Origin of the sequence: Polynucleobacter yangtzensis (genome assembly GCF_027924165.1) — a bacterium.
Lineage (GTDB): Bacteria > Pseudomonadota > Gammaproteobacteria > Burkholderiales > Burkholderiaceae > Polynucleobacter > Polynucleobacter yangtzensis.
Window position 1 is genome coordinate 1,857,156 of record NZ_AP026973.1, and the last position, 21,427, is coordinate 1,878,582.

The following is a 21,427-nucleotide window of genomic DNA, read 5'->3' on the forward strand; positions in this document are numbered from 1 at the left end:
TATACTCAGCGCCCCATGCAATTTCCAGAGAACATTTTTGAAGCGATTTGTGACCGGCTTTTACCAACGGCTTGCATTGCTTGTCATCAGTTTCAGCATCGTTCGATTTGCAATAACTGTTTAGGCGCTTTGCGATATGAAGGCTTGTTTAACTATCAGTGCTGCTATCAATGCGGCGTCACACTTCAGCCCGAAGAAATTGCCCAGCAATATTGCGCACCCTGCCAAATATCTGAACCCTATTTTGATGAAACTTATTGCTTAGATCGCTACACAGGCATTCTTCAATCGCCATTGCATGAGTTTAAGTATCAAAAACGCATTGCTTATGGCCATGCACTCAGCAGCGCCTGGAACATGCTTATCTCTTCGCAACTTGAACACATTGACTCAAGTTATTTGCTACCTGTTCCATTAAGCATCCAAAATTTGGCGCAACGTGGCTTTAATCAAAGCTGGGAAATTGCTAAACGAATTAAATGTGGGCGGCATATTCAGAAATCACCCTACATACTGAAGCGTCACCATTATTCCGAACACCAGGCTGGAAGCAATCTTGAAGACCGACATCTATCCATTAAAGGAATGTTTTATGTTGAAGCAAAATATATCGAACAAATTCAAGATAAAACGGTCATCATCTTTGATGATGTTATGACTAGCGGAGCTACCCTAAATGAAATTGCCCGCATTCTGAAGGACAATGGCGTATATCGCGTAATCAATTGGGTACTTCTCAGGGCTGCGCGACCAATCGAAAGAGTGCGACATGTTTAATATCGTTTTATTCGAACCAGAAATTCCTCCCAATACCGGGAACATCATTCGCCTCTGTGCAAACACTGGTGCGAAATTGCATCTAATAGAGCCTCTTGGTTTTCCGATGGAGGATGCAAAGCTTCGCAGAGCTGGCTTGGACTATCACGAATTTGCAAGAGTCAAAGTTCATCAAAATTGGGCTCAGTTTTTACAAAATGAGAAACCCAATCCTGAACATCTTTTTGCATTGACCACCAAAGGGTCAGGAAAATTTCATGAGGGCAAATATTCACTCAATGATTACTTTGTCTTTGGTTCTGAAACCAAAGGTATTACAGATGAAGTAAGAAATTCCATCCCGGAAACTAATCGCATGCGTCTTGCAATGCAAGATAGTAGCCGTAGCTTAAATCTATCTAATACAGTGGCAATCGTTGTGTATGAAGCATGGCGCCAAAATGGCCTTGCTGGTGGTCAATAACAAGCTGACCTAGGAACCGCGCCTAGGATTCGATTTTGGGGTCGCGCCCCATGAGCTTCTTAACAGCATCATGTGGCCTTAATTTTCCAGATAGTACTTCGCCCATCATGGCAGTAATAGGCATCTCTACATCAAGACGTTTGGCTAAGTCTCCAACAGCTTGAGCGCACAGCACACCCTCAGCAACATGGCCAAGACTAGCAAGTATTTCGGACAATGATTTTCCAGCGGCAAGCTCAAGACCAACGCGACGATTACGAGACAGATCTCCTGTTGCGGTCAAAATTAAATCACCGACTCCAGTTAAACCCATACAAGTTTCAGACTTGCCACCTGCAGCCTTTACTAGACGCATCATTTCAGCCAAACCGCGTGTCAACACTGCGGCGCGAGCATTCAGTCCTAAATCTAAACCATCGCCAATACCTGCGGCGATAGCCAAGACGTTCTTAATGGCGCCACCCAATTCAACGCCGATCAAATCATCACTTGAGTAAACACGCATATTACCGTGATGGAAGGCAGCTTGAACAACCTCGCAAAGTTTTGCAGATTTACTTGCGACAGTTAAGGCGCAAGGCATGCCCGCGCCAACCTCACGGGCAAAGCTAGGGCCAGACAAGGCGCCATACGAATGCGTTATGCCATGTGAGTGAATTTTGCTTTCACGCTCTACCACTTGATGCGGCAACAAAGCAGTATCAGGCTCTAAGCCTTTGCATAGCCAAATAATATTGAGGGGATGTTCGGCAACTTTTAGAACTTGAGCAATCGTTTCAGAAAGCCCAGACATTGGCGTAGCAATGACTAAAAGATCATCGCTCGAAAGTCTTTTAATTGCAGCAGCAAAATCGCTCTCGAGTTTTAATCCTTCGGGTAATTGAATGCCTGAAAGGTATTCACGATTTTCACCGCTCTTTTGAATATCTTGTAATTGCTGCTGGCTGCGAGACCACAAACATACATCACCTTCATTGAGATGGCGAGTAGCCTGTGCGGCCATCGCCGTTCCCCAAGCGCCAGCACCAAGCAGTGTCACTTTCATGATCTGTGGGCTCACTTAAAAAACTTAGTGAGGCTTGCTTTCTGTTGCTGCGCCTTCTTTTGCAGCGGCTTCTTGTTGAGCCTGCATCAAACGATGCTCATACATGCCATGGAAATTGATTTCATTCAAATGAATTGGCTGGAAGCCTGCACGACTAATAATGTCGGCGATATTTGAACGCAAGTATGGGTACAAAATAGTTGGGCAAGCAATGCCGAGCATTGGATCAATTTGTTCAACAGGGATATTGCTGAACTCAAAAATACCTGCTTGTTTAGCTTCAACCAAGAACAATACTTTTGTATCCACCTTAGCAGTCACAGTAGAGCTCAAAGCCACCTCAAAGATTCCTTCGCTTAAAGGAGCAACGGAAATATCAATCTCTACTTGAACTTGTGGCTCAGATGCAACCAACAAAATCTGTGGTGCATTTGGCTGCTCAAGCGACAAATCTTTTAGATAAATGCGCTGAATACGAAATCCAGGCTCTTTAGATTGTTCGATGCTCTCTTGGGGTGCTGAGGATTGTTCAGTCATTACTAACTTTCTTTTGTATGTTTAATCTATTAAGCCAACAAAGGATCAAGCTTGCCGGCGCGATCCAATGCAACTAAGTCGTCATAGCCACCAACGTGGGTGTCGCCAATGTAAATTTGCGGGACTGTGCGGCGACCAGTGCGGGTCATCATGATCTCTCGCTGAGATGGATCACGATCAATCAAAATCTTCTCTAAGTTCGCGACGCCTTTTTTGTGCAATAGCTTTTCTGCCATGACGCAATATGGGCAAACCTGGGTGCTGTACATCGTTACTGGGGGCATTATTTTTCCTTACTTCACCAAGGGAAGAGCTGCTGCCTTCCAAGCCTGCACGCCACCATCCAATACACCCACCTCTACGAAACCCAACTTTTGAGCTTCAGCAAGGAGTTTGCGGGATTGAGTGCCAGTGTCACAGACCAGGACAACAGGCAGCTTACGGTCTAACTTCAGCTTTTCAATTGCGGCGGTCAAGGCGGAAGAATTGGCAAATTTAGCGCCCGGGAGGTGCCCAGTTTTGTACTCCTCCTCGGAACGCAGATCAAGCACATACGCTTTGCGACGATTAATCCAAATCGTAGCCTCTGTAGGCGACAAGCCTTTTCCGCCAATAAGCGTAGATAATGTGGGCAGGAAAAGCGCTGCGCCCGAAACCAGCAGGAGGGCGATTAGCGCTAAATTATCAATTTGCGTGAGAAAGTTCATCACCGGATTATAGAATGGCTCTATGAAACAACTTGTCCTTATTCGTCATGGCGAATCCGCCTGGAACCTTGAAAACCGCTTCACTGGCTGGGCGGACGTTGACTTAACCCCAAAAGGCGCAGAACAGGCCCTAGCAGCAGGTACAAACCTCAAAAAAGCAGGCTATGAATTCGATATTGCCTATACCTCTGTTTTAAGACGCGCTATTCGCACCCTCTGGAATGTGCAAGACACTATGGATCTCATGTGGCTTCCGGTTGTTCATAGCTGGCGACTGAATGAGCGTCACTATGGAGCCCTCACTGGACTCAATAAAGCAGAAACAGCAACGAAGTATGGTGATGAACAAGTTCACATCTGGCGACGCTCATATGACGTACGCCCTCCTTTGCTGGAAAACGAAGATGAGCGCAATCCTAAGAATGATCCTCGTTACTCCAAACTCAATACCTCCGATATTCCATTGGGTGAGTGTCTGAAGGATAACGTTGAGCGTGTATTGCCATTGTGGAATGAATCGATTGCTCCAGCGCTCAAAGCTGGCAAGCGCGTTTTATTAGTTGCTCACGGCAATAGCATTCGTTCTCTCATTAAGTATTTAGATCAAATGTCTGATGAAGCCATTATGGAAGTCAACGTTCCAAATGGTATCCCACTGGTTTACGAATTAGACGATGACCTTAAGCCTATTCAACATTTTTATTTGGATTAAAACAAAAGAGCTATGCGCCAATTTCTAAAGAATTTTGCACTGATCGCAGTTGGTCTTATTGCTGGAGTTGCAGCAACGATCCAGCTCTCCGCGACCGCCCAGCAAGGCGCCCAGCTCCCACTGGATGAACTGCGCACACTGTCCAATGTCTTTGCACAGATTAAACGTGAGTATGTGGAGCCGATTGAAGACAAGCAATTATTGACAGATGCTGTCAAAGGAATGGTAAGTAGTCTTGATCCGCATTCCACCTTCTTAGACAAAAAAGATTTTTCAGAAATGCAGGAACAAACATCTGGAAAATTTGCTGGTCTCGGTATTGAAATTACATCTGAAGATGGTGTAGTGAAGGTGTTAAATCCCATTGAAGACAGCCCAGCAGCTCGTGCAGGTCTGCAGGCAGGAGATTTAATTACACGTCTAGACGATAAGCCAGTACGCGGTATGTCTCTCGATAAAGCTGTCCGTACTATGCGTGGCACACCGGGAACCAAAATTACTTTGACAGTATTCCGCAAGAGTGAAGAGCGCAGCTTCCCAGTAACAATTACTCGTGCAGAAATTAAAGTTCAATCAGTCAAAACTAAAATTCTCGACAACGATATTGCTTGGGTACGTATCACTAGTTTTCAGGAGCGCACCGTTCCTGATCTTGCTAAAAAATTAACTGATATCACCAATCAAGATCCAAAACTCAAAGGCATCATTCTTGACCTGCGTAACAATGGCGGCGGTTTATTGCAAGGTGCCGTCGGAGTGGCTGCAGCGTTCTTGCCAGCAGATGCAATTATTGTCTCTACCAAGGGCCAATCCCCAGATTCGAAGCAAGTATTCAATGCCACTCCAGCCATGTACCGCTTGAATGAACCTGGCGACCCACTAGCGGGCGTACCAGCCATCTTCAAGAAGTTGCCTATGGTGGTGTTGGTAAATGCCTATTCCGCCTCAGCCTCTGAGATTGTGGCTGGCGCACTTCAGGATTACAAACGCGCAACCATTATCGGCAAAACAACTTTTGGTAAGGGCTCAGTACAAACCGTTCGCCCTCTGACTAATGATTCGGCGCTCAAGATTACTACCGCTTACTACTACACCCCTAGCGGTAAATCGATTCAGGCTTTTGGCGTTAAACCAGACATTCCGGTAGATCAAAATAAAGATGGTGATCCTGATGATGTTTTGATCACTCGTGAGATTGATAGCGAGAAGCATCTGCGTAACAAACAATCTGCTGAAGACAAGCTCATTAAAGATCGCGAGCAACGTCGTCTTGAAGAGTTGCAACGTATTGAAGAAAAAAATGCGAAGAAAACTCCTGAGGAAAAAGAGAAAGATAAAAATAAGAAGCCGCCAGAGCTTGGCAGCGCAGATGATTTCATGCTTTCTCAGGCGGTGGCCTTTATTAATGGCCAGCCAGTGAAGCGCTCATCCTCTAAGCTTGAATAATTTTTAGCTTACGGCTAGCGCATGAATGACGAGCAGTTACTTCGCTACTCCAGGCATTTATTGCTGGAAGAAATTGATGTTGTCGGCCAAGAAAAACTGCTCGACGCACATGTATTAGTAATTGGCGCTGGCGGCCTGGGCAGTGCGGCCGCGCCTTACTTGGCAGCAGCAGGAGTAGGTCACATCACACTGATAGATCATGATGCAGTAGAGCTGACGAATTTGCAGCGTCAAATCATGCATGCCGAAAGCAGTATTGGCAAAAGCAAAGTTGTCTCAGGAAAAGAATTTCTAGAACGACTTAATTCCACGATTCAAATCGAAACCATTCAAGCTAAAGCAACTAGCTCACTGCTGGATGAGTTATTGCCGAGCATGGATGTAGTTTTAGATTGCACAGATAATTTTTCAACTAGGCATCTGATTAATGCTGCCTGCGTTAAAAACAAAACTCCACTAGTGTCCGGATCGGCCCTCAAATTTGATGGTCAAGTCAGCGTTTTTGATCCACGTAACTCAAAGTCACCATGCTATGCCTGCATCTTTTCGCCGGATGAGCAATTTGAAGAAGTCAGCTGCTCTAGCATGGGCATCTTCTCACCCTTGGTGGGAATTATTGGCGCCATGCAGGCGGCTCAGGCCCTGCAACTTTTAATTGGTTTTGGTGAAACCTTAGTGGGACGCATGCTGCTATGGAATGGGCGGACAACCCAGATTGATGAAATCCGCATTAGCCGCAATGGTGAGTGTTCGGTGTGCGGCTCAGCGCACTAAGAACCTAAGAAAGCAAGCGTTCTAAAGCTTTCGCTTGCTCTTCGGGCTCATAAGCCCTTAATACTCTGGCTACACGAGCCTTTAATAGGCCTACATTTGCCTGTAGGATCTCACGCTTTACCAATAGCAACTGACTAAAGTGCATTGAAAAATCGGTCAGGCCCAGCGCCAGCAATAACCTTGTTAATGCAGGATCACCAGCCATCTCACCACAAACGGCCACAGGTACATTTGCGCGTTTAGCTTGCTCAATGATATTTGCCAATAAGTTCAATATTGCCGGATGTAGAGGGTCGTATAAATGTGCGACAGCATGATCCGCCCGATCGATCGCCAAGGTGTACTGAATTAAATCGTTAGTACCAATGGATAGGAAATCAAAGCGATTAATAAACAAAGGGAGCACTAAAGCGGCAGCCGGAATCTCAATCATGGCGCCGACCTGAATATTCGGATTAAATGCTTTGCCACGCTGATGCAATTGCTGCTTCGCTTTTTCAATCAATCTAAATGTTTCATCAATTTCTTTAGCATGCGCCAACATTGGAATCATGATGCGCGCCTGACCGTGCGCCGACGCGCGTAAGATTGCCCTTAACTGCGTCAAGAAAATTTCAGGTTCTGTTAAGGACCAGCGGATCGCTCGCAAACCTAGTGGTGACGTGCCTGTTTGGGAAATGTCACCGCCGCCGCCTAAAGCTTTATCAGCACCAACGTCGATAGTTCTGATATTGACAGGCAAGCCATGCATTAAATCTACTACACGGCGATATTCTTGATATTGCTGCTCTTCATCTGGCAAAGCCTGCTTACGATCCATGAATAAAAATTCAGATCGAAATAGGCCAACACCTACGGCGCCTAACTTCACAGCCTGAATAGCATCTTCTGGCAACTCAATATTGGCGAATAACTCAATCTCAACTCGATCAGCTGTTTCAGTTTTGGCATGTTTTAACTGCTGGAGCTTGCGGGCTTCTTTTAAAACCTGAGTTTGTAATTTTCGATATTCGGCTAGCAGTTGATCATCAGGAGCGACAACCACAACACCTCGCTCGCCATCCAATACGAGCCAGTCGCCATGACGAATCATTTCACTCGCATGACGCACGCCGACTACCGCAGGAATCTCCATACTTCGAGCCACAATAGCGGTATGGGAGGTCTTACCACCAAGGTCCGTTACAAAACCTGTAAAGGCATGCTCTTTAAAACGCAACATGTCGTGCGGAGCAATGTCATGGGCAACAATGATCGATTCAACCCCAACATCACTTCCGGGTAAGAAATCTGAATCATTTAAAGAATCTTTTTTCTGGGCATTTAATGCCTTAATCACACGCTCAGCAACCTGCCGAATATCATTTGCGCGCTCTTTTAAATATGCATCCTCAATATCTGCAAATTGCTCCAATAGATCATTGAGTTCAGTTGTTAAAGCCCAAGCGGCATTTAATCTCTGGGTACGAATTAACTTAATCGGCTTCTCAGCCAACGCAGGGTCAGCCAATATCATGCCGTGCACATCTAAGAACGCCGCCATCTCTTGTGGTGCATCCTTAGGCAAGCCTTGACGCAATTGCTCAAGCTCTAAACGTACCTGATCAAACGCATCCAACAACTTTTGAGCTTCAGCCTCTTCTTTACCAGCCTCAACCAGATGATGACTCACTTCTAATGCTGCACGAGATATCAGCACGGCCTTGCCTATGGCAATGCCCTTTGATACCGGAATTCCGTGCAAAGCAAATGTCATGCTAATTACTCACCTTCGCCAAAGCGATCATTAATCAAAGCTGTCAGAGCCTGCATAGCTTCATCCTCTTTCTCGCCTACAGTCTCAAGAGTGACAGTGCTGCCGATTCCAGCCGCCAACATCATGACGCCCATAATGCTCTTGGCATTAATTTGACGCCCGTTTCGTGACAAAAATATTTCACAGGGAAACTGTGCGGCCAATTGAGAAAGTTTTGCAGAAGCGCGAGCGTGCAAACCCAACTTATTAATGATTTCAATTTCTGCGGTAGGCATTGTGAGATGAGCCCTCTTTACTCTTGATTGACTTTTGAACCGAGGCGCAAAATGCCATGCTGCCCACCAGCAAGCGCCTTTTGCGCGAGCTCTTCCAAACCCTCACCGCGGTGAGAGATGCAACGCATCAACATAGGGAGATTAAGTCCAGCTAAAACAACCACAGGAGCATTTAATCCTGATAAGGGACCCAGAGCCTCTAACTTAGATGCGACATTCGCAGGGGTGGCGCCCATGACATCAGTCAGAATAAGAACACCATTGCCGGTATTAACACCATAAGCTGCTTTCAGTACGCGATCGAAACTTACCTTGGTATCTTCATAAGGGGGAATATCAACCGCCTGCACACGTTCTGGCACCACGCCAAAAGCATGCTCTGCAAAGCCCAACATTGCACTTGCAACAGGTGTATGAGCAACGATGACAATTCCAGCCATATTTATGCCAATGCTTTCTCTAGTGTTGCCAACCAAAATTGCGGAACATTAAAATCACTTTGGTCGGTAATTTCAACAAAACAAGTGGGGCTAGTCACATTAATTTCAGTGAGAAAGCCGCCGATTAAATCCAATCCAACTAAGAATAATCCACGCTGATTGAGGATTGGCGCTAATTTTTCGGCAACCCTTTTTTCGCCCTCAGTTAAAGGCATAGCAACTCCCTTACCGCCCGCTGCTAAATTGCCGCGAATTTCATTACCCTGTGGAATGCGCGCCAATGCAAATGGCACCACCTCGCCACCAATTAATAGCACTCGCTTATCGCCCTGGGCAATCTCTCGAAGAAAGCGCTGAACCATGAGCGTTCTTGCACCATTTTCCCCAAGCGTTTCGACAATGCTAGCGAGGTTAAGACCATCGGCACCCACCCTAAATACTCCCATACCGCCCATACCATCTAAGGGTTTAATCACAATATCTCGGTGAGTTTGATGAAAGTGCTCTACTGCCTCCAATTCACGCGTTACCAGAGTAGGGGGAATAAGCTCTGGAAACTCAGTAATAGACAGTTTTTCTGAGTGATCACGCACCGCGCTCGGCTCATTAAATACTTTTGCACCCTGACGAACTGCAGCGGATAACAACCAAGTTGTATTGAGATACTCAATATCAAATGGTGGGTCAGTACGCATGAGAACTGCGGAAAAAGATTTGAGTGCTCGCGACTCTATATCACCCAACTCATACCAATTCGTAGAGCTTGGTTTAATTGCTAAGGCTTGGCAATCAGCAACAACAAAATCATCTCGCCATAAAACATTTCTACTTTGACAAAACCATAAACGATGTCCAGCTTCTTGCGCAACGCGCATCATTGCCAGCGTGGAATCTTTTTGAATCTTGAAAGACTCAAGAGGGTCTGCAATAAAAAGAAAGTCCATTTTTTTCTATTGAGAGATTAGTGTTTCATTTATGCAGCTTCGGCGTCTGGATCAGTGCGCTCTAGCTCCAATGATGCAGCAAGAAGGGCTAAACGGGCAACCACGCCATATAAATAGAAGCGATTGGGTGCTGCGCTGCCTGGCTTAGCACCTAAATCAGGCATGGAGTTTTGCTCAAATGCCAGAGGCACAAAGTGCATGCCAGGTGCATTAAGATTTTCATCTGGACCGCGATCGGTATGAACGCGATAGAAGCCGCCAATAACGTAGCGGTCAATCATGTACACCACTGGCTCAGCAACTGCCTCGTTAACCTTTTCGAAGGTATAGACACCCTCCTGAATCAGCACATCGCTGACTTCAAGACCCTCTTTAACCACACTCATCTTATTGCGATCTTTGCGGTTCAAACCCTTTAGCTGTGCGGGATCGTTTACCACCATGATGCCCATGCCGTAGGTTCCTGCATCCGCTTTCACAACGACATATGGCTTCTCTTTAATACCGTATTCACGATATTTTTTCGCTGTCTTTTTCAATACTTGTTCAACTGCAGTCTGCAGCTCATCTTCACCCTTACGCTCATGAAAATTAATATTCGAGCAACTTGAAAAATAGGGGTTAATCATCCACGGATCAATGTCAACCACTTTGGCAAATTTCTTTGCGACCTCTTCATAAGCGGCAAAGTGATTGGATTTCCGACGAACGTGCCAGCCCGCATGCAGGCCTGGCAACAGATATTGTTCGTAAATATTTTCCAGAATCGGAGGAATACCTGCAGATAAATCGTTATTCAACAAGATCGAGCAGGGATCAAAATCTTTTAAACCTAAACGTTGTTTCTTTAGCCCAAGACGGGAAAGAGGCTCCATCAATAAGCGATTGCCATCAGGCAGCTCAATCCAAGTTGGCTTCTTAATTTCTTCAGAGAAAGTTCCGAGGCGAACATTCAACCCTGCTTGACGCAAAATCGAAGACAAGCGAGCAATATTTTGCAAATAGAAAGTATTGCGGGTGTGACGTTCCGGAATTAACAATAAGTTTTTTGCTTCCGGACAAATCTTCTCAATAGCAGCCATTGCAGCTTGCACTGCTAAAGGCAACATCTGCGGAGATAGATTATTAAACCCGCCTGGAAATAGATTGGTATCTACCGGCGCCAACTTAAACCCAGAATTACGAAGATCAACTGAGCAGTAAAAAGGCGGCGTGTGCTCTTGCCATTCCAACCTGAACCAACGCTCTATGGTTGGGGTCGCTTCTAGAACCTTTGACTCTAATTCGAGCAAAGGGCCGCTGAGTGCAGTAATGAGATGTGGAACCATTCCACCATTGTAAGATTATTAAAAGAAAGACGCGGGATCCGAGGATCCCGCGCTTAAAACTAGGCAGCTAACCACTGCCGCCCAGTGAGGGGTAAATTACAGATTAAGACTCGTAGGCAGACTCACCATGTGAGCTGATATCGAGGCCTTCGCGCTCTTGATCTTCCTTGACACGCAAACCAATCACGATATCGACCAATTTGAAGGCAATGAAAGAAACCACGCCAGACCAAATTAAAGTCACAATCACACCTTGGCTTTGGATCCAAAGCTGACTAGCGATAGAGTAATCAGGGGCAACAGCATTTGCTACATAGTCCCAGATACCTGTTCCGCCGAGAGCTGGATCAGCAAATACGCCTGTCAACAATGCACCTAAGATACCGCCAACGCCATGCACGCCGAATACGTCCAAGCTGTCGTCTGAACCCAACATCTTCTTGAGGCCAGAAACGCCCCACAAGCAAACTACACCAGCAGCAGCACCGATGGCAAGTGCACCCATTGGACCAACAAAGCCAGCAGCAGGAGTAACAGCAACTAAACCAGCTACGCATCCAGAAGCAGCACCCAACATAGATGGCTTGCCTTTTGTAATCCACTCAGCAAATGACCAGCCCAATACTGCAGCAGCTGTTGCCAATAATGTATTTACGAAGGCTAGTACTGCACTGCCGTTTGCTTCGAGGGCTGAACCAGCATTGAAACCAAACCAACCAAACCACAAGAGTGAAGCGCCAATCATGACGAACACCAAGTTGTGTGGCTTCATAGCTTCTTTGCCGTAACCCAAACGCTTACCAACTACGTATGAGCCAACCAAACCTGCAATCGCAGCATTGATATGAACAACGGTACCGCCAGCAAAGTCGAGAACACCCTTCTGCCACAACCAACCAGCACGCGCTGTAATTGCTTCAAGTGATGCTGCATCTTTGATGTCATCAGGACCGGGCCAGAACCAAACCATGTGAGCGATTGGCAAATAGCTGAAAGTGAACCAGAGAATCACAAACAAAATGATTGCGGAGAACTTTGCACGCTCTGCAAACGCACCAACGATCAAGCAGCAAGTAATCGTCGCAAACGCAGCTTGGAAAGCCATAAATACAAACTCAGGAATAACAACACCTTTACTAAAGGTAGCTGCTACTGAATCTGGGTTCATGCCTTGCAAGAACAAGCGATCCAATCCACCAATAAATGCCCCACCTTCGCTAAATGCAAAGCTATAGCCATAAAGAGACCACAAGACCGTTACCAATGAAAAGATAAACATGCACTGTACGAGTACAGAAAGAATGTTCTTACTTCTTGTTAAGCCACCGTAGAACAAAGCCAAACCAGGCAAAGTCATTAGGATTACTAATGCAGTACACACTAGCAACCAAGCTGTATCAGCCTTATTGCACTTTTCAGAGCAAAGAACTGGAGCAGGCTCTGCAGCAGCAGGAGTAGCAGCAGGCGCTGTTACAGCTGGCTTCTTAACTTCATCAGCATGCGCTGGTGAAGTAACCATTACACCAGTAGCACCAATGGCCAAGGCCATAGCACCACCAGCAACGAGTCGTTTCATCCAAGTTAACATTTTGAACCTCTCTTTAAAGTGCTGACGCACCGGTTTCACCGGTACGAATACGAATGACATGCTCAACTGGGGAGACAAAAATCTTGCCATCACCAATCTTGCCTGTACGTGCAGATTTTTCAATTGCTTCAATCGCACGCTCCAAGATGCCATCTTCAACAGCAGCTTCAATTTTTACTTTAGGCAAGAAGTCGACAACATACTCAGCACCGCGATACAACTCAGTGTGACCTTTTTGACGACCAAAGCCTTTAACTTCAGTGACGGTAATGCCCGAAACTCCCACTTCCGAGAGAGCTTCGCGCACTTCGTCAAGCTTGAATGGCTTGATGATTGCGGTAATTAATTTCATACGTTTCTCCGTTCAGAGGAAATAATTAAAATACTTTTGTAAGAGAAACTACAGCGCCTGGGCGACCCGCAGAACTTGTCATAGTTCCAGTTGATGTGCTTGACCAAGTATTCCACCAAACTGGATTTGCATTAGTGCTTACGTATGCAGCTGAGAGTGACAAGCCACCGCCAAAATCTTTAGTTGCGCCAAGCTTAAAGTCTGTATAGCTAAGATTGTTTTGACCTTGCAATAAAGGGCCGCTAGTAACAGGTTGACCAGCAACATATTGATAACCAATGTGTCCATTCAAACTAATACCCCAAATACCAGTGTCATAGTTTGCTGTGAGATCTGGGTATACAGAACCTGTACTATTTGGGATACCAAAGATATTTGTTAACGCATAGTTCACCTTAACAAAACCAGTAACTGGGCCAAAGGTAAAGTTTTGAGCTGCGTAAAGTTCTGTTGTGTTTGGATTTAACATCATGGCGTTATAGTTGCCACCAGTTTGTGGATAGTAGTACTGCAACACACCAAAGTCGGAGGCAAAACCTTCAGCAATCAACTCCTTCTTAAAACCACCGTAGAAGTCCATTTCAATAGGCGCTTTAACTCCGTTATTAGTCGTGTTGGATACCCAGTTAATCGTACTGTTCCAGTTACCAATGTAGAAACCGCTCTCATGAGCGTAATCAAAACCGCCCTGAATCGCTGGTTGATAATTGGTTTGAGAAATACCGCGATAGCGGTAGTCATTAGTGATCGTCACGTTTGCTGTAACTGGGCTCACTTCTGGAGCAGCTGGTGCTGGAGCTGTTTGTGCAAATGCTGCAGTTGCAAATAAACCAGAAGCTGCTAGAGCGATGGCTGTCTTTTGAATTGTTTTCATTTAAAACTCCTAAGTGGTCATGAAAAAAAGGGATAAATGCTTATTGCATGGGGTGATCATGAGGGTCGGCCGTTTTTGTGCATTGGACGGATTCCCCTAATTAATGCTTATGCACATTTTTAGTGCATGTAATTGCACCTGATAGGTGAATTTGGGTCATTTTTCAGGTTTCAACCCCTTTTTGGGCATTTTTACCCACACAACTTAAAATACCAATGTGTATCTTTTCTGCAACTCTCAATAGAACTGCGAATCCCCATCATGCAAAAACCAGGCGAAATCCTCGAACAAATCCAACGTATCGCTAGCGATATGCAGAATAAAGTTGGCGATGCGATCCGCAATTCACCAGCTCAAGAGATTGAAAAAAATGTACGCGCCATGATGAATCAAGGATTTCAGAAAATGGATTTGGTCACGCGCGAAGAGTTTGAACTACAAAGCAAGGTGCTTGCTAAGACACGTGAGAAATTAGAAGCACTAGAAGCTAAAGTAGCCGCACTGGAAAAACAGTAATAGTAAGTTGCCGCAGTAGATTCAATCTTTAAGTCTTCGGATTATTCTGGCACGAAGTCAGTAAAGAAATTTTCATACTCTTCTTTGGCAAAAAATGTTTTTGCATTTTCTGTCGCTGCATTCGTACGTAGCACTGAGATTTGATAAATCCAACTATCTCCATTGGATGCGACTCGGTTAATCCAACGAACACGCATGAGTTGCTGTGATTTTCCATTGGATTTCAAATCAATAAAATAATCTTGGGTTGATAAACGCTGTTTATCCGCAGTTTTATAAAATCCATCTTCAACAGCGACATCTCCACCGGATGCTTTTGCCCTATCAATTAAGTTCGCTTGCAATTGCGAAAGAAGCTTGCTCAGTGATGCACTTTGATTCGCTGGTAACTGAATAGTGCTAACCGAATAAATATCATCATCAATTTTTACCGCTTCCAGCACCTGCAAAAACTCTTGATCAAGATAGGGAATGCGTCGGTCTAATTTATCCGGCTTACCTGGGAATAAAGCGGTATATCGCTCTTGTGGTGACTGGACTGTTCGCCAATCTAACTTTGGACTACATGCAATGAGAAAAACTAAAGCCGCCAATAAAGCAGCGGCTTTTGTAATTCCTCTAAACAACCCCAGCTCCATGCGCCTGTTGATCTGCGTGATAGCTTGAGCGCACCATAGCGCCTACTGCCGCATGGGAGAAGCCCATTTCATAAGCCTTTTCCTCAAACATCTTAAAGACGTCGGGATGAACATAACGCGTCACCGGCAAATGATGTCCCGATGGGGCAAGATACTGACCGATCGTGAGCATATCAATATTGTGCTCACGCATATCGCGCATAACCTCCAAAATCTCATCATCCGTTTCACCCAGACCTACCATCAAACCACTCTTGGTTGGCACGTGCGGGAAACGCTCTTTGAAGTCTTTTAGAAGCTTTAAAGAGTGTAGGTAATCAGCACCGGGTCTTGCTTGCTTGTACAAACGAGGTACTGTTTCTAGATTGTGATTCATCACATCCGGCAAACCACTTGGAGCATGCTCAGCAAAAATATCTAAGGCCTTATCAAGGCGACCGCGAAAATCTGGCACTAACACTTCGATACGGGTATTGGGCGAAAGAGCACGTGATTGAGAAATACAATCCACATAATGCATTGCACCACCATCACGAAGATCATCACGATCAACGCTAGTGATAACGACGTAGTTCAACTTTAGCGCGGCAACGGTGCGGGCCAAATTAGCAGGCTCTTTCACATCGAGGGGATCCGGCCTTCCATGACCTACGTCGCAAAATGGACAACGACGCGTGCATTTGTCACCCATGATCATGAAAGTTGCAGTGCCCTTACCAAAACATTCACCAATATTAGGGCAGCTTGCCTCCTCGCAAACAGTTACTAACTCGTTTTCGCGCAAAATCTTTTTGATTTCAGAAAAGCGTGAATTATTAGAGGCGGCTTTAACTCTAATCCAATCTGGCTTTTTGAGCACCTGTTCTAGTGGAACAATCTTGATTGGGATACGCGCAGTCTTCTCACTAGATTTTTGCTTACGTGATGCGTCGTAATTGAGATCTTGGCGACCCTCAATAGGTGTGTTGGTGTCAGGCTTATTCGTTGTCATGATGGCATCAGTTGCTTTTGTAAATGCTGCAAAAGCCTTTGGCTAATAGTGTCTATATTGTCCTTGATCCCAAGGGTTTGCATATCAACCGTCTTTAAACCCTCATAACCACAAGGGTGGATACGCTTGAAAGCTTCCAGATCGGTTGCTACATTCAAGGCAAGACCATGATAGGAGCAGCTTTTGGAGACCTTGAGACCCAAAGCAGCGATCTTGGCGCCAATCCACTCCGGGGGCACTCCTGGCTGCTCAGAGACATAAATTCCTGGGGCACCTGGATGTCTTTCAGCCTTAATGCCGAAATCGGCTAGGGTATCAATCACTGCTTGCTCTATTCGAGAGACCAGCTCCTTGACGAAAATTCCAAGGCGCCTGAGATCCAACAGAAGATAAACAACAATTTGCCCTGGCCCGTGATAAGTAATCTCGCCACCGCGATCCACCTGCACCAGAGGAATTTGATTACTCGGCGAATGCAAATTCCCTGCATCACCAGCTAAACCCAAAGTAAACACAGGGGGATGCTCTAACACCCAAATCTCATCAGGTGTGTCGCCAGTACGCGCCTTTGTAAATAGTTGCATTGCCTCATACGTCGATGCGTACTCTGCCAATCCAAGTTGTTTTACCAAAGCCGCCATCAACAAATTAGAGAACGACGCTAACTAATGGGTGGGTAGATAAAGTTCTATAGAGCTCATCTAACTGTTCACGACTGGTCGCAGTAATTGGCAAAGTAATACCAAGATAATTTCCGTCCTTTGATGGGCGTTGCTCTACCTTACTCTCATCAAACGTAGGATCAAATTGCTTAGCAATATGAATGATCGCAGGGAGATATTCAGGGTTTGTTTTACCCATTACCTTGATTGGAAATAATGAGGGATACTCAATTAAAGACTTTTCTTCAGTCATGCTTTAACTCTCTATATCTAATTTGATTTGTAATTATTTGCGGTGATCTGGCATGCCCAACCAAGCACCCGTAATGATGTTGCGAATGCAATGTAAGCGACGGTGGAAAAAATGATCAGCGCCAGGAACTACCTGCACTGTTAATTCTTGTGGGCGCGCCCAATCCAAAACATCAATTAATGGGATCGTTTCATCTAATTCGCCGTGAATCAATATCGTGTCCACAGGAACTTGAGCCAGCGTCCATTTACCAGCAGCACTGCCTACCATGACAAGGCGTTCAGCTGGGCGCCCCAGGTCTGAAAGCCTTTGTACCAAATGACTGCCAACAAAACTTCCAAAAGAGAAGCCAGAAACAACTAGTGGCAAAGTATTCGCATTCGCTGCCCAATCTTGATTTGCAGTCATCTCAAATTTACCCCAGCTTGATGGGGTACGCATCCAGTCAGTCACGTGCAGCAAATCTTCCAACTCACCAACGCCATCGTCATGCACACCCTCGGTTCCGCCGACACCACGAAAGTTTGGACGCACGCTAACATAACCCAGTTGGTTAAATGCACGCGCCATGGTTTGCGCAACCTTGTTATCCATCGTTCCACCCATTAGAGGGTGTGGATGAGCAACGAGCGCTAAACCACGGACTGCAAAGTTAGGATCATTTTTTAATTCATCAGGAAGATCAATCGACATCTCCATTGATCCAACAATACCTTCAATATGAATTACTTTTGTACGACTATTCATAAAACACTTTCAATCATTTAAATCACTAAGCCAACTGTAAGCGCTCAACCGGGCGACCTGCAATTAAATGTGACTGGATAATTTCTTCAACATCATCTACATCAACCATGGTGTACCAAACACCTTGTGGATAAATGACCATGACAGGACCATCAGCGCAGCGATCTAAGCATCCGGCCTTGTTAACGCGAATCTTTCCTGGGCCCGCAAGTCCAAGCTCTTTAACTCTTTTTTTGGCGTAATCAAATAGCGCAAAAGCATTGTGCTGATCGCAGCAGTCTTCGCCATTACTGCGTTGATTTAAGCAAAAAAATAGGTGGTGTGAAAAACTCATAGAAAAATTATATTCATCAATGTTTCGATTTAAATTCCCTGGCACTGCGAAGCATCCAAATCAGCGCTAGAGGTAACCATACTACTGAAACCCACTGCATGAGCTCATTAAAGTGCAATAAGCGCCCCTGATACCAATGTCTTAGTGTCAGAATGAAGTAAGGATTGTCAGGCAATATGTTGACCGCTAATGTAGTGCCCACTAAACAGGTCAAAGCTAGCCAAAATTTAAGTTCTGGCTCCAACTTTAGTGCCCACCTTAATAAGATGCTGCCCAGCACCATTCCCCAGAGGGCCCCTGCAGTTAACCAATTCAAACTAAATTCAGCACCAAACTGAAGTGCCGTAAACAATATCTTGATGAGCACTGTCAAGCCAAGCAGTGCATTGAGGATGCGCCACTGAGGCGCCTTGGCTCGCAACCCAAGCGACAGTAGTAAGGCAACGCCGAGCCAACATAGGGATGTAATCACGACCTCCTGAGCAACATGATTAATCACCCAAGTACCCCAATCTACTGAGCCAAATATGGCGTGTCCCCAAACGCCCGTTCCGAGCCAAGAGCTTTGAGGATAAATTTGCGACCATGGAAACAATAAAAATAATGCGCACGCCGCCCAATTCAAGCCAAACCATTGATCAAAACGACGGCGAATAGCGCTACCAGAGAGCCACTGCGGCCCTAGTGGAATAGCCAATAAGCCGCCCAATAAACCTCCCAAGACATTCGCCCACCAATCCATTTGACTGGGGATACGTGTTGGCAGCCAAGATTGCAAGGTTTCTACCCCTAATGCAAGTACGGCACTCAAGCCTAGTGCGATAGCCAGAGCTACAAAATTACGCCAACGTGGGTAGGCAGCAAACATCACCAAAAACCCAAGAGGGATGTAAGCAAGGATATTGACCGCCACATCAAACAAAGTAATAAAACGAGGCAAAGGGGCATCCAGCCAGGCCCAGGCAGATATTCCGTTGCGGAAATCAAAATCAAAGGGGTTAAGGCTCACATAGATAATCAGGAGCGCGTAACTTAGGCTCATAGCCCTAGCTAATGGCATAGCCTGTAAAGGCCATACCAACTTCCGCGGTCGTTGATCTTTTTGATCCATCCCACAATTCTAGGTCAGACCTTTCTACAATGGCGGAATGACTGCAAATTGCATACTTGAGCGCGTTATCGAGACCAGATCGACCAATGATGATCTTTTGGGGCGTTGGCGCGCCGGAGAGTTAATCGATCCAGTGGCACGCATTGCCCACAAACAAACAGCAGGTAAAGGAAGAGCTGGTCGATCATGGCTAGCTAATCCCGAAGACTCTCTTTGCTTTTCTTTAGCCTTTCCGTTTAAAAGAACTCCTGCAGAACTGAGTGGTTTGAGTTTGTTAGTTGGTCTAGCTGTCATATCTGGGATTGCACAAGCTTGTGACCTTAATGAATCAAAACTTCACGAATTAGGTCTTCGCCTAAAGTGGCCAAATGATTTATTACTAAATAACGCCAAACTCGCTGGCATTCTGATTGAAGGTGGTCAAGCAAAAGCAGGTGATTCAACTTGGATGATTATTGGGGTAGGTATCAACTTACGTAATGCAGAAAAAATTGAGGCTAGTCTCGACAGTGGACTTAAAGCAAGCTCTCTTAGCCAGATTACAGACTCCTTGCCAGATGTTGAATACCTTTGGTTGAAATTAATTGCCTCGCTTGAGCAACATCTCACCAAATTCGATCTACATGGATTTAAACCATGCATGGAATCATGGATGAAGTGGGATGCATATCGAGATCAAGCTGTTTGCATTTCAGGCGCCGGTAAAGATGCTATATACGGCATCACAAAAGGTGTTGATGAATCTGGAGCATTACTATTGCAACAAGAAAACAAAACCATCGCCATTCATGCGGGTGATGTTTCATTGCGGATTCAATCATGAGCCTTTATTTATTCTTTGATGTTGGCAATACACGCCTCAAATGGGCTGCTGTGGAATCCAATCAAAATCCAAGCGCCCAACAAAAGAAGTTGTGGGCTTACTCGGGCTCTATTAGCAGCAAGTCTTTGCAGTCAGCAGAACATCGCGAGGAATTGGCCGACTATATTGCGAAGACACTTCCAAAGCCTGATGCTATTGGCTTTAGCTGTGTAGCCGGAGATGAGGCTATCACCAATCTCAAGTCATTGTTTCCACAATGGAGTGATTTGAATTGGCAGCAATTAAAAGGTGACAGCACATTCTCGGGGATGCGTAGCCTTTATCAAGATGCCAGTAAGCTCGGTGCCGATCGCTGGGCAGCCCTCATTGGCGCCCGTGCCTTATCCACCAATAACACCCTGGTTGTAAATGCCGGTACGGCTACTACGATTGACTTGCTTGGATCTAATGGCGTGCATTACGGCGGATGGATTTTGCCTGGCCTTGGGCTAATGCAAGAAAGCCTGCAGAGCAAAACTGCGCAACTCCCTTTAGCAATTCGTGAAGAATCTCAGCAAGAATTTGGATCTACAACTAATGAAGCCATTATTGGTGGATGTGATGCAGCTCAGATTGGCGCCATTCACTACGCGTTATTACAGGCAAAAAAATTGAATCATCCGGTTGAAAGAATTTGGCTTGATGGTGGCAATGCAAAAGTTCTTCTTGCTCAAATAAGAAAATCTGACTTGCAGAATTGGCCGATTGAACAAACTGAGGGCTTGGTACTTCGCGGCGTTTGGGCGTGGCTACTACAAAATATTTAAGAGCGAATCTTGCCCAGTAGGCTTGTGGTGGAGCGCTCATACAAAAACGGTATGGCAACTGCCTTACCGCCCCAGCTTTTTACTAGATGAGTCTCTGCTAAGGTATCGATTTCGTAATCTCCGCCCTTGACATAAATATCAGGACGAATTTTTTCAATTAAGTTGACTGGCGTTTGTTCGGTAAACAACACGGCCATATCAACACTCTCCAGCGCTGCCAACAAGGCCTGACGATCAGCCTCTGTATTAATAGGCCTGTCATCACCTTTACCCAACATCTTCACCGAAGCATCCGAATTTACGCCGACTACTAAACTAGCACCCAAAGCGCGTGCCTGAGCCAAATAACTGGCATGCCCACGATGCAGAATATCAAAAACCCCATTAGTAAATACTAGTGGCCTTGGTAGATTTGCTAAGCGAACTGCAAGCTCATCGGGCGAACAAACTTTAGCTTCGAAAGAGGGTGGTAGTAACTGGCTCATAACTCAATATTAATGGCAATTTTGTAATGCCAGCGATATTAGC

The 21,427-nt window shown here is 45.5% G+C and carries 28 protein-coding genes; 8 read left to right on the forward strand and 20 right to left on the reverse strand.

Annotation, left to right across the window (positions count from 1 at the left end; all coding sequences use genetic code 11):
• The first annotated feature begins 15 nt into the window (after positions 1 to 15).
• Together QMF28_RS09315 and trmL are read left to right on the forward strand one after the other, a co-directional pair.
• Positions 16 to 777, forward strand: coding sequence for a ComF family protein (locus QMF28_RS09315; RefSeq protein WP_281742436.1), 762 nt, complete (start codon positions 16 to 18; stop codon positions 775 to 777).
• Entirely contained in the window at positions 770 to 1,240 is a 471-nt protein-coding gene (trmL, locus tag QMF28_RS09320; protein ID WP_281742437.1) for a tRNA (uridine(34)/cytosine(34)/5-carboxymethylaminomethyluridine(34)-2'-O)-methyltransferase TrmL, read from the forward strand. Before QMF28_RS09315 ends, trmL begins: the two co-directional genes overlap by 8 nt.
• A gap of 22 nt (positions 1,241 to 1,262) precedes the next feature.
• Here trmL and QMF28_RS09325 read toward each other — a convergent pair whose 3' ends face one another.
• The 4 genes from QMF28_RS09325 to QMF28_RS09340 are packed head-to-tail and all read right to left on the reverse strand — an operon-like array spanning position 1,263 to position 3,529.
• Positions 1,263 to 2,285: an NAD(P)H-dependent glycerol-3-phosphate dehydrogenase gene (locus tag QMF28_RS09325; protein WP_281742438.1), complete on the reverse strand. Its 1,023-nt coding sequence runs from the start codon at positions 2,283 to 2,285 to the stop codon at positions 1,263 to 1,265.
• 24 nt (positions 2,286 to 2,309) lie between these two features.
• Complete coding sequence (secB, locus tag QMF28_RS09330) at positions 2,310 to 2,822, reverse strand: protein-export chaperone SecB (protein WP_068319678.1); 513 nt, start codon at positions 2,820 to 2,822, stop codon at positions 2,310 to 2,312.
• 29 nt (positions 2,823 to 2,851) lie between these two features.
• Positions 2,852 to 3,106, reverse strand: a complete 255-nt coding sequence (gene grxC / locus QMF28_RS09335; RefSeq protein WP_068319680.1) for a glutaredoxin 3 — start codon at positions 3,104 to 3,106, stop codon at positions 2,852 to 2,854.
• A gap of 9 nt (positions 3,107 to 3,115) precedes the next feature.
• Entirely contained in the window at positions 3,116 to 3,529 is a 414-nt protein-coding gene (locus QMF28_RS09340; RefSeq protein ID WP_068319682.1) for a rhodanese-like domain-containing protein, read from the reverse strand.
• 22 nt (positions 3,530 to 3,551) lie between these two features.
• Between QMF28_RS09340 and gpmA the strand changes: the two genes are divergently transcribed.
• From gpmA to QMF28_RS09355, 3 genes are read left to right on the forward strand one after another with little or no spacing between them, the layout of a single operon-like run.
• Positions 3,552 to 4,241, forward strand: a complete 690-nt coding sequence (gene gpmA, locus QMF28_RS09345) for a 2,3-diphosphoglycerate-dependent phosphoglycerate mutase (protein ID WP_281742439.1) — start codon at positions 3,552 to 3,554, stop codon at positions 4,239 to 4,241.
• Between the two features lie 12 nt (positions 4,242 to 4,253).
• Complete coding sequence (locus QMF28_RS09350) at positions 4,254 to 5,687, forward strand: S41 family peptidase (RefSeq protein ID WP_281742440.1); 1,434 nt, start codon at positions 4,254 to 4,256, stop codon at positions 5,685 to 5,687.
• Positions 5,688 to 5,708: 21 nt separating this feature from the next.
• Positions 5,709 to 6,461, forward strand: a complete 753-nt coding sequence (locus tag QMF28_RS09355; protein WP_281742441.1) for a HesA/MoeB/ThiF family protein — start codon at positions 5,709 to 5,711, stop codon at positions 6,459 to 6,461.
• A 4-nt stretch (positions 6,462 to 6,465) separates the two neighbouring features.
• On the opposite strand, the gene ptsP is transcribed toward QMF28_RS09355, so the two are convergent.
• The 8 genes from ptsP to QMF28_RS09395 form a co-directional block, all read right to left on the reverse strand.
• A complete protein-coding gene (gene ptsP, locus QMF28_RS09360) occupies positions 6,466 to 8,217 on the reverse strand; it encodes a phosphoenolpyruvate--protein phosphotransferase (RefSeq protein WP_281742442.1) in 1,752 nt (583 codons plus the stop codon).
• A 5-nt stretch (positions 8,218 to 8,222) separates the two neighbouring features.
• Positions 8,223 to 8,492: an HPr family phosphocarrier protein gene (locus tag QMF28_RS09365; RefSeq protein ID WP_068319699.1), complete on the reverse strand. Its 270-nt coding sequence runs from the start codon at positions 8,490 to 8,492 to the stop codon at positions 8,223 to 8,225.
• A gap of 17 nt (positions 8,493 to 8,509) precedes the next feature.
• On the reverse strand, positions 8,510 to 8,932 hold the full coding sequence (locus QMF28_RS09370; protein WP_068319704.1) for a PTS sugar transporter subunit IIA: 423 nt from the start codon (positions 8,930 to 8,932) through the stop codon (positions 8,510 to 8,512).
• A gap of 2 nt (positions 8,933 to 8,934) precedes the next feature.
• A complete protein-coding gene (gshB, locus tag QMF28_RS09375) occupies positions 8,935 to 9,876 on the reverse strand; it encodes a glutathione synthase (protein ID WP_281742443.1) in 942 nt (313 codons plus the stop codon).
• Positions 9,877 to 9,905: 29 nt separating this feature from the next.
• Positions 9,906 to 11,204, reverse strand: coding sequence for a glutamate--cysteine ligase (gshA, locus tag QMF28_RS09380; RefSeq protein ID WP_068319708.1), 1,299 nt, complete (start codon positions 11,202 to 11,204; stop codon positions 9,906 to 9,908).
• A 103-nt stretch (positions 11,205 to 11,307) separates the two neighbouring features.
• Positions 11,308 to 12,792 (reverse strand): ammonium transporter, encoded by a 1,485-nt coding sequence (locus QMF28_RS09385; protein ID WP_281742444.1) that lies wholly within the window; start codon positions 12,790 to 12,792, stop codon positions 11,308 to 11,310.
• Between the two features lie 13 nt (positions 12,793 to 12,805).
• On the reverse strand, positions 12,806 to 13,144 hold the full coding sequence (locus QMF28_RS09390) for a P-II family nitrogen regulator (protein ID WP_011903792.1): 339 nt from the start codon (positions 13,142 to 13,144) through the stop codon (positions 12,806 to 12,808).
• A gap of 25 nt (positions 13,145 to 13,169) precedes the next feature.
• Positions 13,170 to 14,018 carry a TorF family putative porin gene (locus QMF28_RS09395; RefSeq protein WP_281742445.1) on the reverse strand — a complete coding sequence of 283 codons (849 nt, stop codon included), beginning with the start codon at positions 14,016 to 14,018 and terminating at the stop codon, positions 13,170 to 13,172.
• Between the two features lie 261 nt (positions 14,019 to 14,279).
• Here QMF28_RS09395 and QMF28_RS09400 point away from each other — a divergent pair, with 261 nt between their 5' ends.
• Positions 14,280 to 14,534: an accessory factor UbiK family protein gene (locus QMF28_RS09400; protein ID WP_068320637.1), complete on the forward strand. Its 255-nt coding sequence runs from the start codon at positions 14,280 to 14,282 to the stop codon at positions 14,532 to 14,534.
• Between the two features lie 41 nt (positions 14,535 to 14,575).
• Here QMF28_RS09400 and QMF28_RS09405 read toward each other — a convergent pair whose 3' ends face one another.
• From QMF28_RS09405 to QMF28_RS09435, 7 genes are read right to left on the reverse strand one after another with little or no spacing between them, the layout of a single operon-like run.
• Positions 14,576 to 15,172: a hypothetical protein gene (locus QMF28_RS09405; RefSeq protein WP_281742446.1), complete on the reverse strand. Its 597-nt coding sequence runs from the start codon at positions 15,170 to 15,172 to the stop codon at positions 14,576 to 14,578.
• Positions 15,153 to 16,163 (reverse strand): lipoyl synthase, encoded by a 1,011-nt coding sequence (gene lipA / locus QMF28_RS09410; protein ID WP_216212902.1) that lies wholly within the window; start codon positions 16,161 to 16,163, stop codon positions 15,153 to 15,155. Before lipA ends, QMF28_RS09405 begins: the two co-directional genes overlap by 20 nt.
• Positions 16,160 to 16,804 carry a lipoyl(octanoyl) transferase LipB gene (gene lipB / locus QMF28_RS09415; RefSeq protein ID WP_068319718.1) on the reverse strand — a complete coding sequence of 215 codons (645 nt, stop codon included), beginning with the start codon at positions 16,802 to 16,804 and terminating at the stop codon, positions 16,160 to 16,162. Before lipB ends, lipA begins: the two co-directional genes overlap by 4 nt.
• A gap of 7 nt (positions 16,805 to 16,811) precedes the next feature.
• Positions 16,812 to 17,078, reverse strand: a complete 267-nt coding sequence (locus QMF28_RS09420; protein WP_068319720.1) for a YbeD family protein — start codon at positions 17,076 to 17,078, stop codon at positions 16,812 to 16,814.
• Between the two features lie 33 nt (positions 17,079 to 17,111).
• Positions 17,112 to 17,825, reverse strand: a complete 714-nt coding sequence (locus tag QMF28_RS09425) for an alpha/beta hydrolase (RefSeq protein WP_281742447.1) — start codon at positions 17,823 to 17,825, stop codon at positions 17,112 to 17,114.
• Between the two features lie 25 nt (positions 17,826 to 17,850).
• Entirely contained in the window at positions 17,851 to 18,159 is a 309-nt protein-coding gene (locus QMF28_RS09430; RefSeq protein ID WP_281742448.1) for a (2Fe-2S) ferredoxin domain-containing protein, read from the reverse strand.
• A 16-nt stretch (positions 18,160 to 18,175) separates the two neighbouring features.
• Positions 18,176 to 19,201, reverse strand: coding sequence for a VanZ family protein (locus QMF28_RS09435; protein ID WP_281742449.1), 1,026 nt, complete (start codon positions 19,199 to 19,201; stop codon positions 18,176 to 18,178).
• 106 nt (positions 19,202 to 19,307) lie between these two features.
• Here QMF28_RS09435 and QMF28_RS09440 point away from each other — a divergent pair, with 106 nt between their 5' ends.
• Both QMF28_RS09440 and QMF28_RS09445 read left to right on the forward strand, forming a co-directional pair.
• On the forward strand, positions 19,308 to 20,093 hold the full coding sequence (locus QMF28_RS09440; RefSeq protein ID WP_281742450.1) for a biotin--[acetyl-CoA-carboxylase] ligase: 786 nt from the start codon (positions 19,308 to 19,310) through the stop codon (positions 20,091 to 20,093).
• Positions 20,090 to 20,899, forward strand: a complete 810-nt coding sequence (locus QMF28_RS09445; protein ID WP_281742451.1) for a type III pantothenate kinase — start codon at positions 20,090 to 20,092, stop codon at positions 20,897 to 20,899. Before QMF28_RS09440 ends, QMF28_RS09445 begins: the two co-directional genes overlap by 4 nt.
• Here QMF28_RS09445 and rfaE2 read toward each other — a convergent pair.
• Entirely contained in the window at positions 20,896 to 21,384 is a 489-nt protein-coding gene (gene rfaE2 / locus QMF28_RS09450) for a D-glycero-beta-D-manno-heptose 1-phosphate adenylyltransferase (protein ID WP_068319731.1), read from the reverse strand. The genes QMF28_RS09445 and rfaE2 overlap by 4 nt on opposite strands.
• Positions 21,385 to 21,427 lie beyond the last annotated feature (43 nt).

What these genes read in the sequence shown, in the direction of transcription:
- QMF28_RS09445 (WP_281742451.1), top strand. Translation starts at nt 20,090, where the DNA reads ATGAGCCTTTATTTATTCTTTGATGTTGGCAATACACGCCTCAAATGG.
- QMF28_RS09325 (WP_281742438.1), bottom strand. Translation starts at nt 2,285, where the DNA reads ATGAAAGTGACACTGCTTGGTGCTGGCGCTTGGGGAACGGCGATGGCC.
- QMF28_RS09435 (WP_281742449.1), bottom strand. Translation starts at nt 19,201, where the DNA reads ATGAGCCTAAGTTACGCGCTCCTGATTATCTATGTGAGCCTTAACCCC.
- QMF28_RS09430 (WP_281742448.1), bottom strand. Translation starts at nt 18,159, where the DNA reads ATGAGTTTTTCACACCACCTATTTTTTTGCTTAAATCAACGCAGTAAT.
- lipA (WP_216212902.1), bottom strand. Translation starts at nt 16,163, where the DNA reads ATGACAACGAATAAGCCTGACACCAACACACCTATTGAGGGTCGCCAA.
- QMF28_RS09405 (WP_281742446.1), bottom strand. Translation starts at nt 15,172, where the DNA reads ATGGAGCTGGGGTTGTTTAGAGGAATTACAAAAGCCGCTGCTTTATTG.
- QMF28_RS09370 (WP_068319704.1), bottom strand. Translation starts at nt 8,932, where the DNA reads ATGGCTGGAATTGTCATCGTTGCTCATACACCTGTTGCAAGTGCAATG.
- QMF28_RS09425 (WP_281742447.1), bottom strand. Translation starts at nt 17,825, where the DNA reads ATGAATAGTCGTACAAAAGTAATTCATATTGAAGGTATTGTTGGATCA.
- QMF28_RS09365 (WP_068319699.1), bottom strand. Translation starts at nt 8,492, where the DNA reads ATGCCTACCGCAGAAATTGAAATCATTAATAAGTTGGGTTTGCACGCT.
- QMF28_RS09440 (WP_281742450.1), top strand. Translation starts at nt 19,308, where the DNA reads ATGACTGCAAATTGCATACTTGAGCGCGTTATCGAGACCAGATCGACC.
- grxC (WP_068319680.1), bottom strand. Translation starts at nt 3,106, where the DNA reads ATGCCCCCAGTAACGATGTACAGCACCCAGGTTTGCCCATATTGCGTC.
- QMF28_RS09390 (WP_011903792.1), bottom strand. Translation starts at nt 13,144, where the DNA reads ATGAAATTAATTACCGCAATCATCAAGCCATTCAAGCTTGACGAAGTG.
- secB (WP_068319678.1), bottom strand. Translation starts at nt 2,822, where the DNA reads ATGACTGAACAATCCTCAGCACCCCAAGAGAGCATCGAACAATCTAAA.
- ptsP (WP_281742442.1), bottom strand. Translation starts at nt 8,217, where the DNA reads ATGACATTTGCTTTGCACGGAATTCCGGTATCAAAGGGCATTGCCATA.
- QMF28_RS09350 (WP_281742440.1), top strand. Translation starts at nt 4,254, where the DNA reads ATGCGCCAATTTCTAAAGAATTTTGCACTGATCGCAGTTGGTCTTATT.
- trmL (WP_281742437.1), top strand. Translation starts at nt 770, where the DNA reads ATGTTTAATATCGTTTTATTCGAACCAGAAATTCCTCCCAATACCGGG.
- QMF28_RS09395 (WP_281742445.1), bottom strand. Translation starts at nt 14,018, where the DNA reads ATGAAAACAATTCAAAAGACAGCCATCGCTCTAGCAGCTTCTGGTTTA.
- lipB (WP_068319718.1), bottom strand. Translation starts at nt 16,804, where the DNA reads ATGGCGGCTTTGGTAAAACAACTTGGATTGGCAGAGTACGCATCGACG.
- QMF28_RS09315 (WP_281742436.1), top strand. Translation starts at nt 16, where the DNA reads ATGCAATTTCCAGAGAACATTTTTGAAGCGATTTGTGACCGGCTTTTA.
- QMF28_RS09385 (WP_281742444.1), bottom strand. Translation starts at nt 12,792, where the DNA reads ATGTTAACTTGGATGAAACGACTCGTTGCTGGTGGTGCTATGGCCTTG.
- QMF28_RS09355 (WP_281742441.1), top strand. Translation starts at nt 5,709, where the DNA reads ATGAATGACGAGCAGTTACTTCGCTACTCCAGGCATTTATTGCTGGAA.
- QMF28_RS09400 (WP_068320637.1), top strand. Translation starts at nt 14,280, where the DNA reads ATGCAAAAACCAGGCGAAATCCTCGAACAAATCCAACGTATCGCTAGC.
- QMF28_RS09340 (WP_068319682.1), bottom strand. Translation starts at nt 3,529, where the DNA reads ATGAACTTTCTCACGCAAATTGATAATTTAGCGCTAATCGCCCTCCTG.
- rfaE2 (WP_068319731.1), bottom strand. Translation starts at nt 21,384, where the DNA reads ATGAGCCAGTTACTACCACCCTCTTTCGAAGCTAAAGTTTGTTCGCCC.
- gshB (WP_281742443.1), bottom strand. Translation starts at nt 9,876, where the DNA reads ATGGACTTTCTTTTTATTGCAGACCCTCTTGAGTCTTTCAAGATTCAA.
- gshA (WP_068319708.1), bottom strand. Translation starts at nt 11,204, where the DNA reads ATGGTTCCACATCTCATTACTGCACTCAGCGGCCCTTTGCTCGAATTA.
- gpmA (WP_281742439.1), top strand. Translation starts at nt 3,552, where the DNA reads ATGAAACAACTTGTCCTTATTCGTCATGGCGAATCCGCCTGGAACCTT.
- QMF28_RS09420 (WP_068319720.1), bottom strand. Translation starts at nt 17,078, where the DNA reads ATGACTGAAGAAAAGTCTTTAATTGAGTATCCCTCATTATTTCCAATC.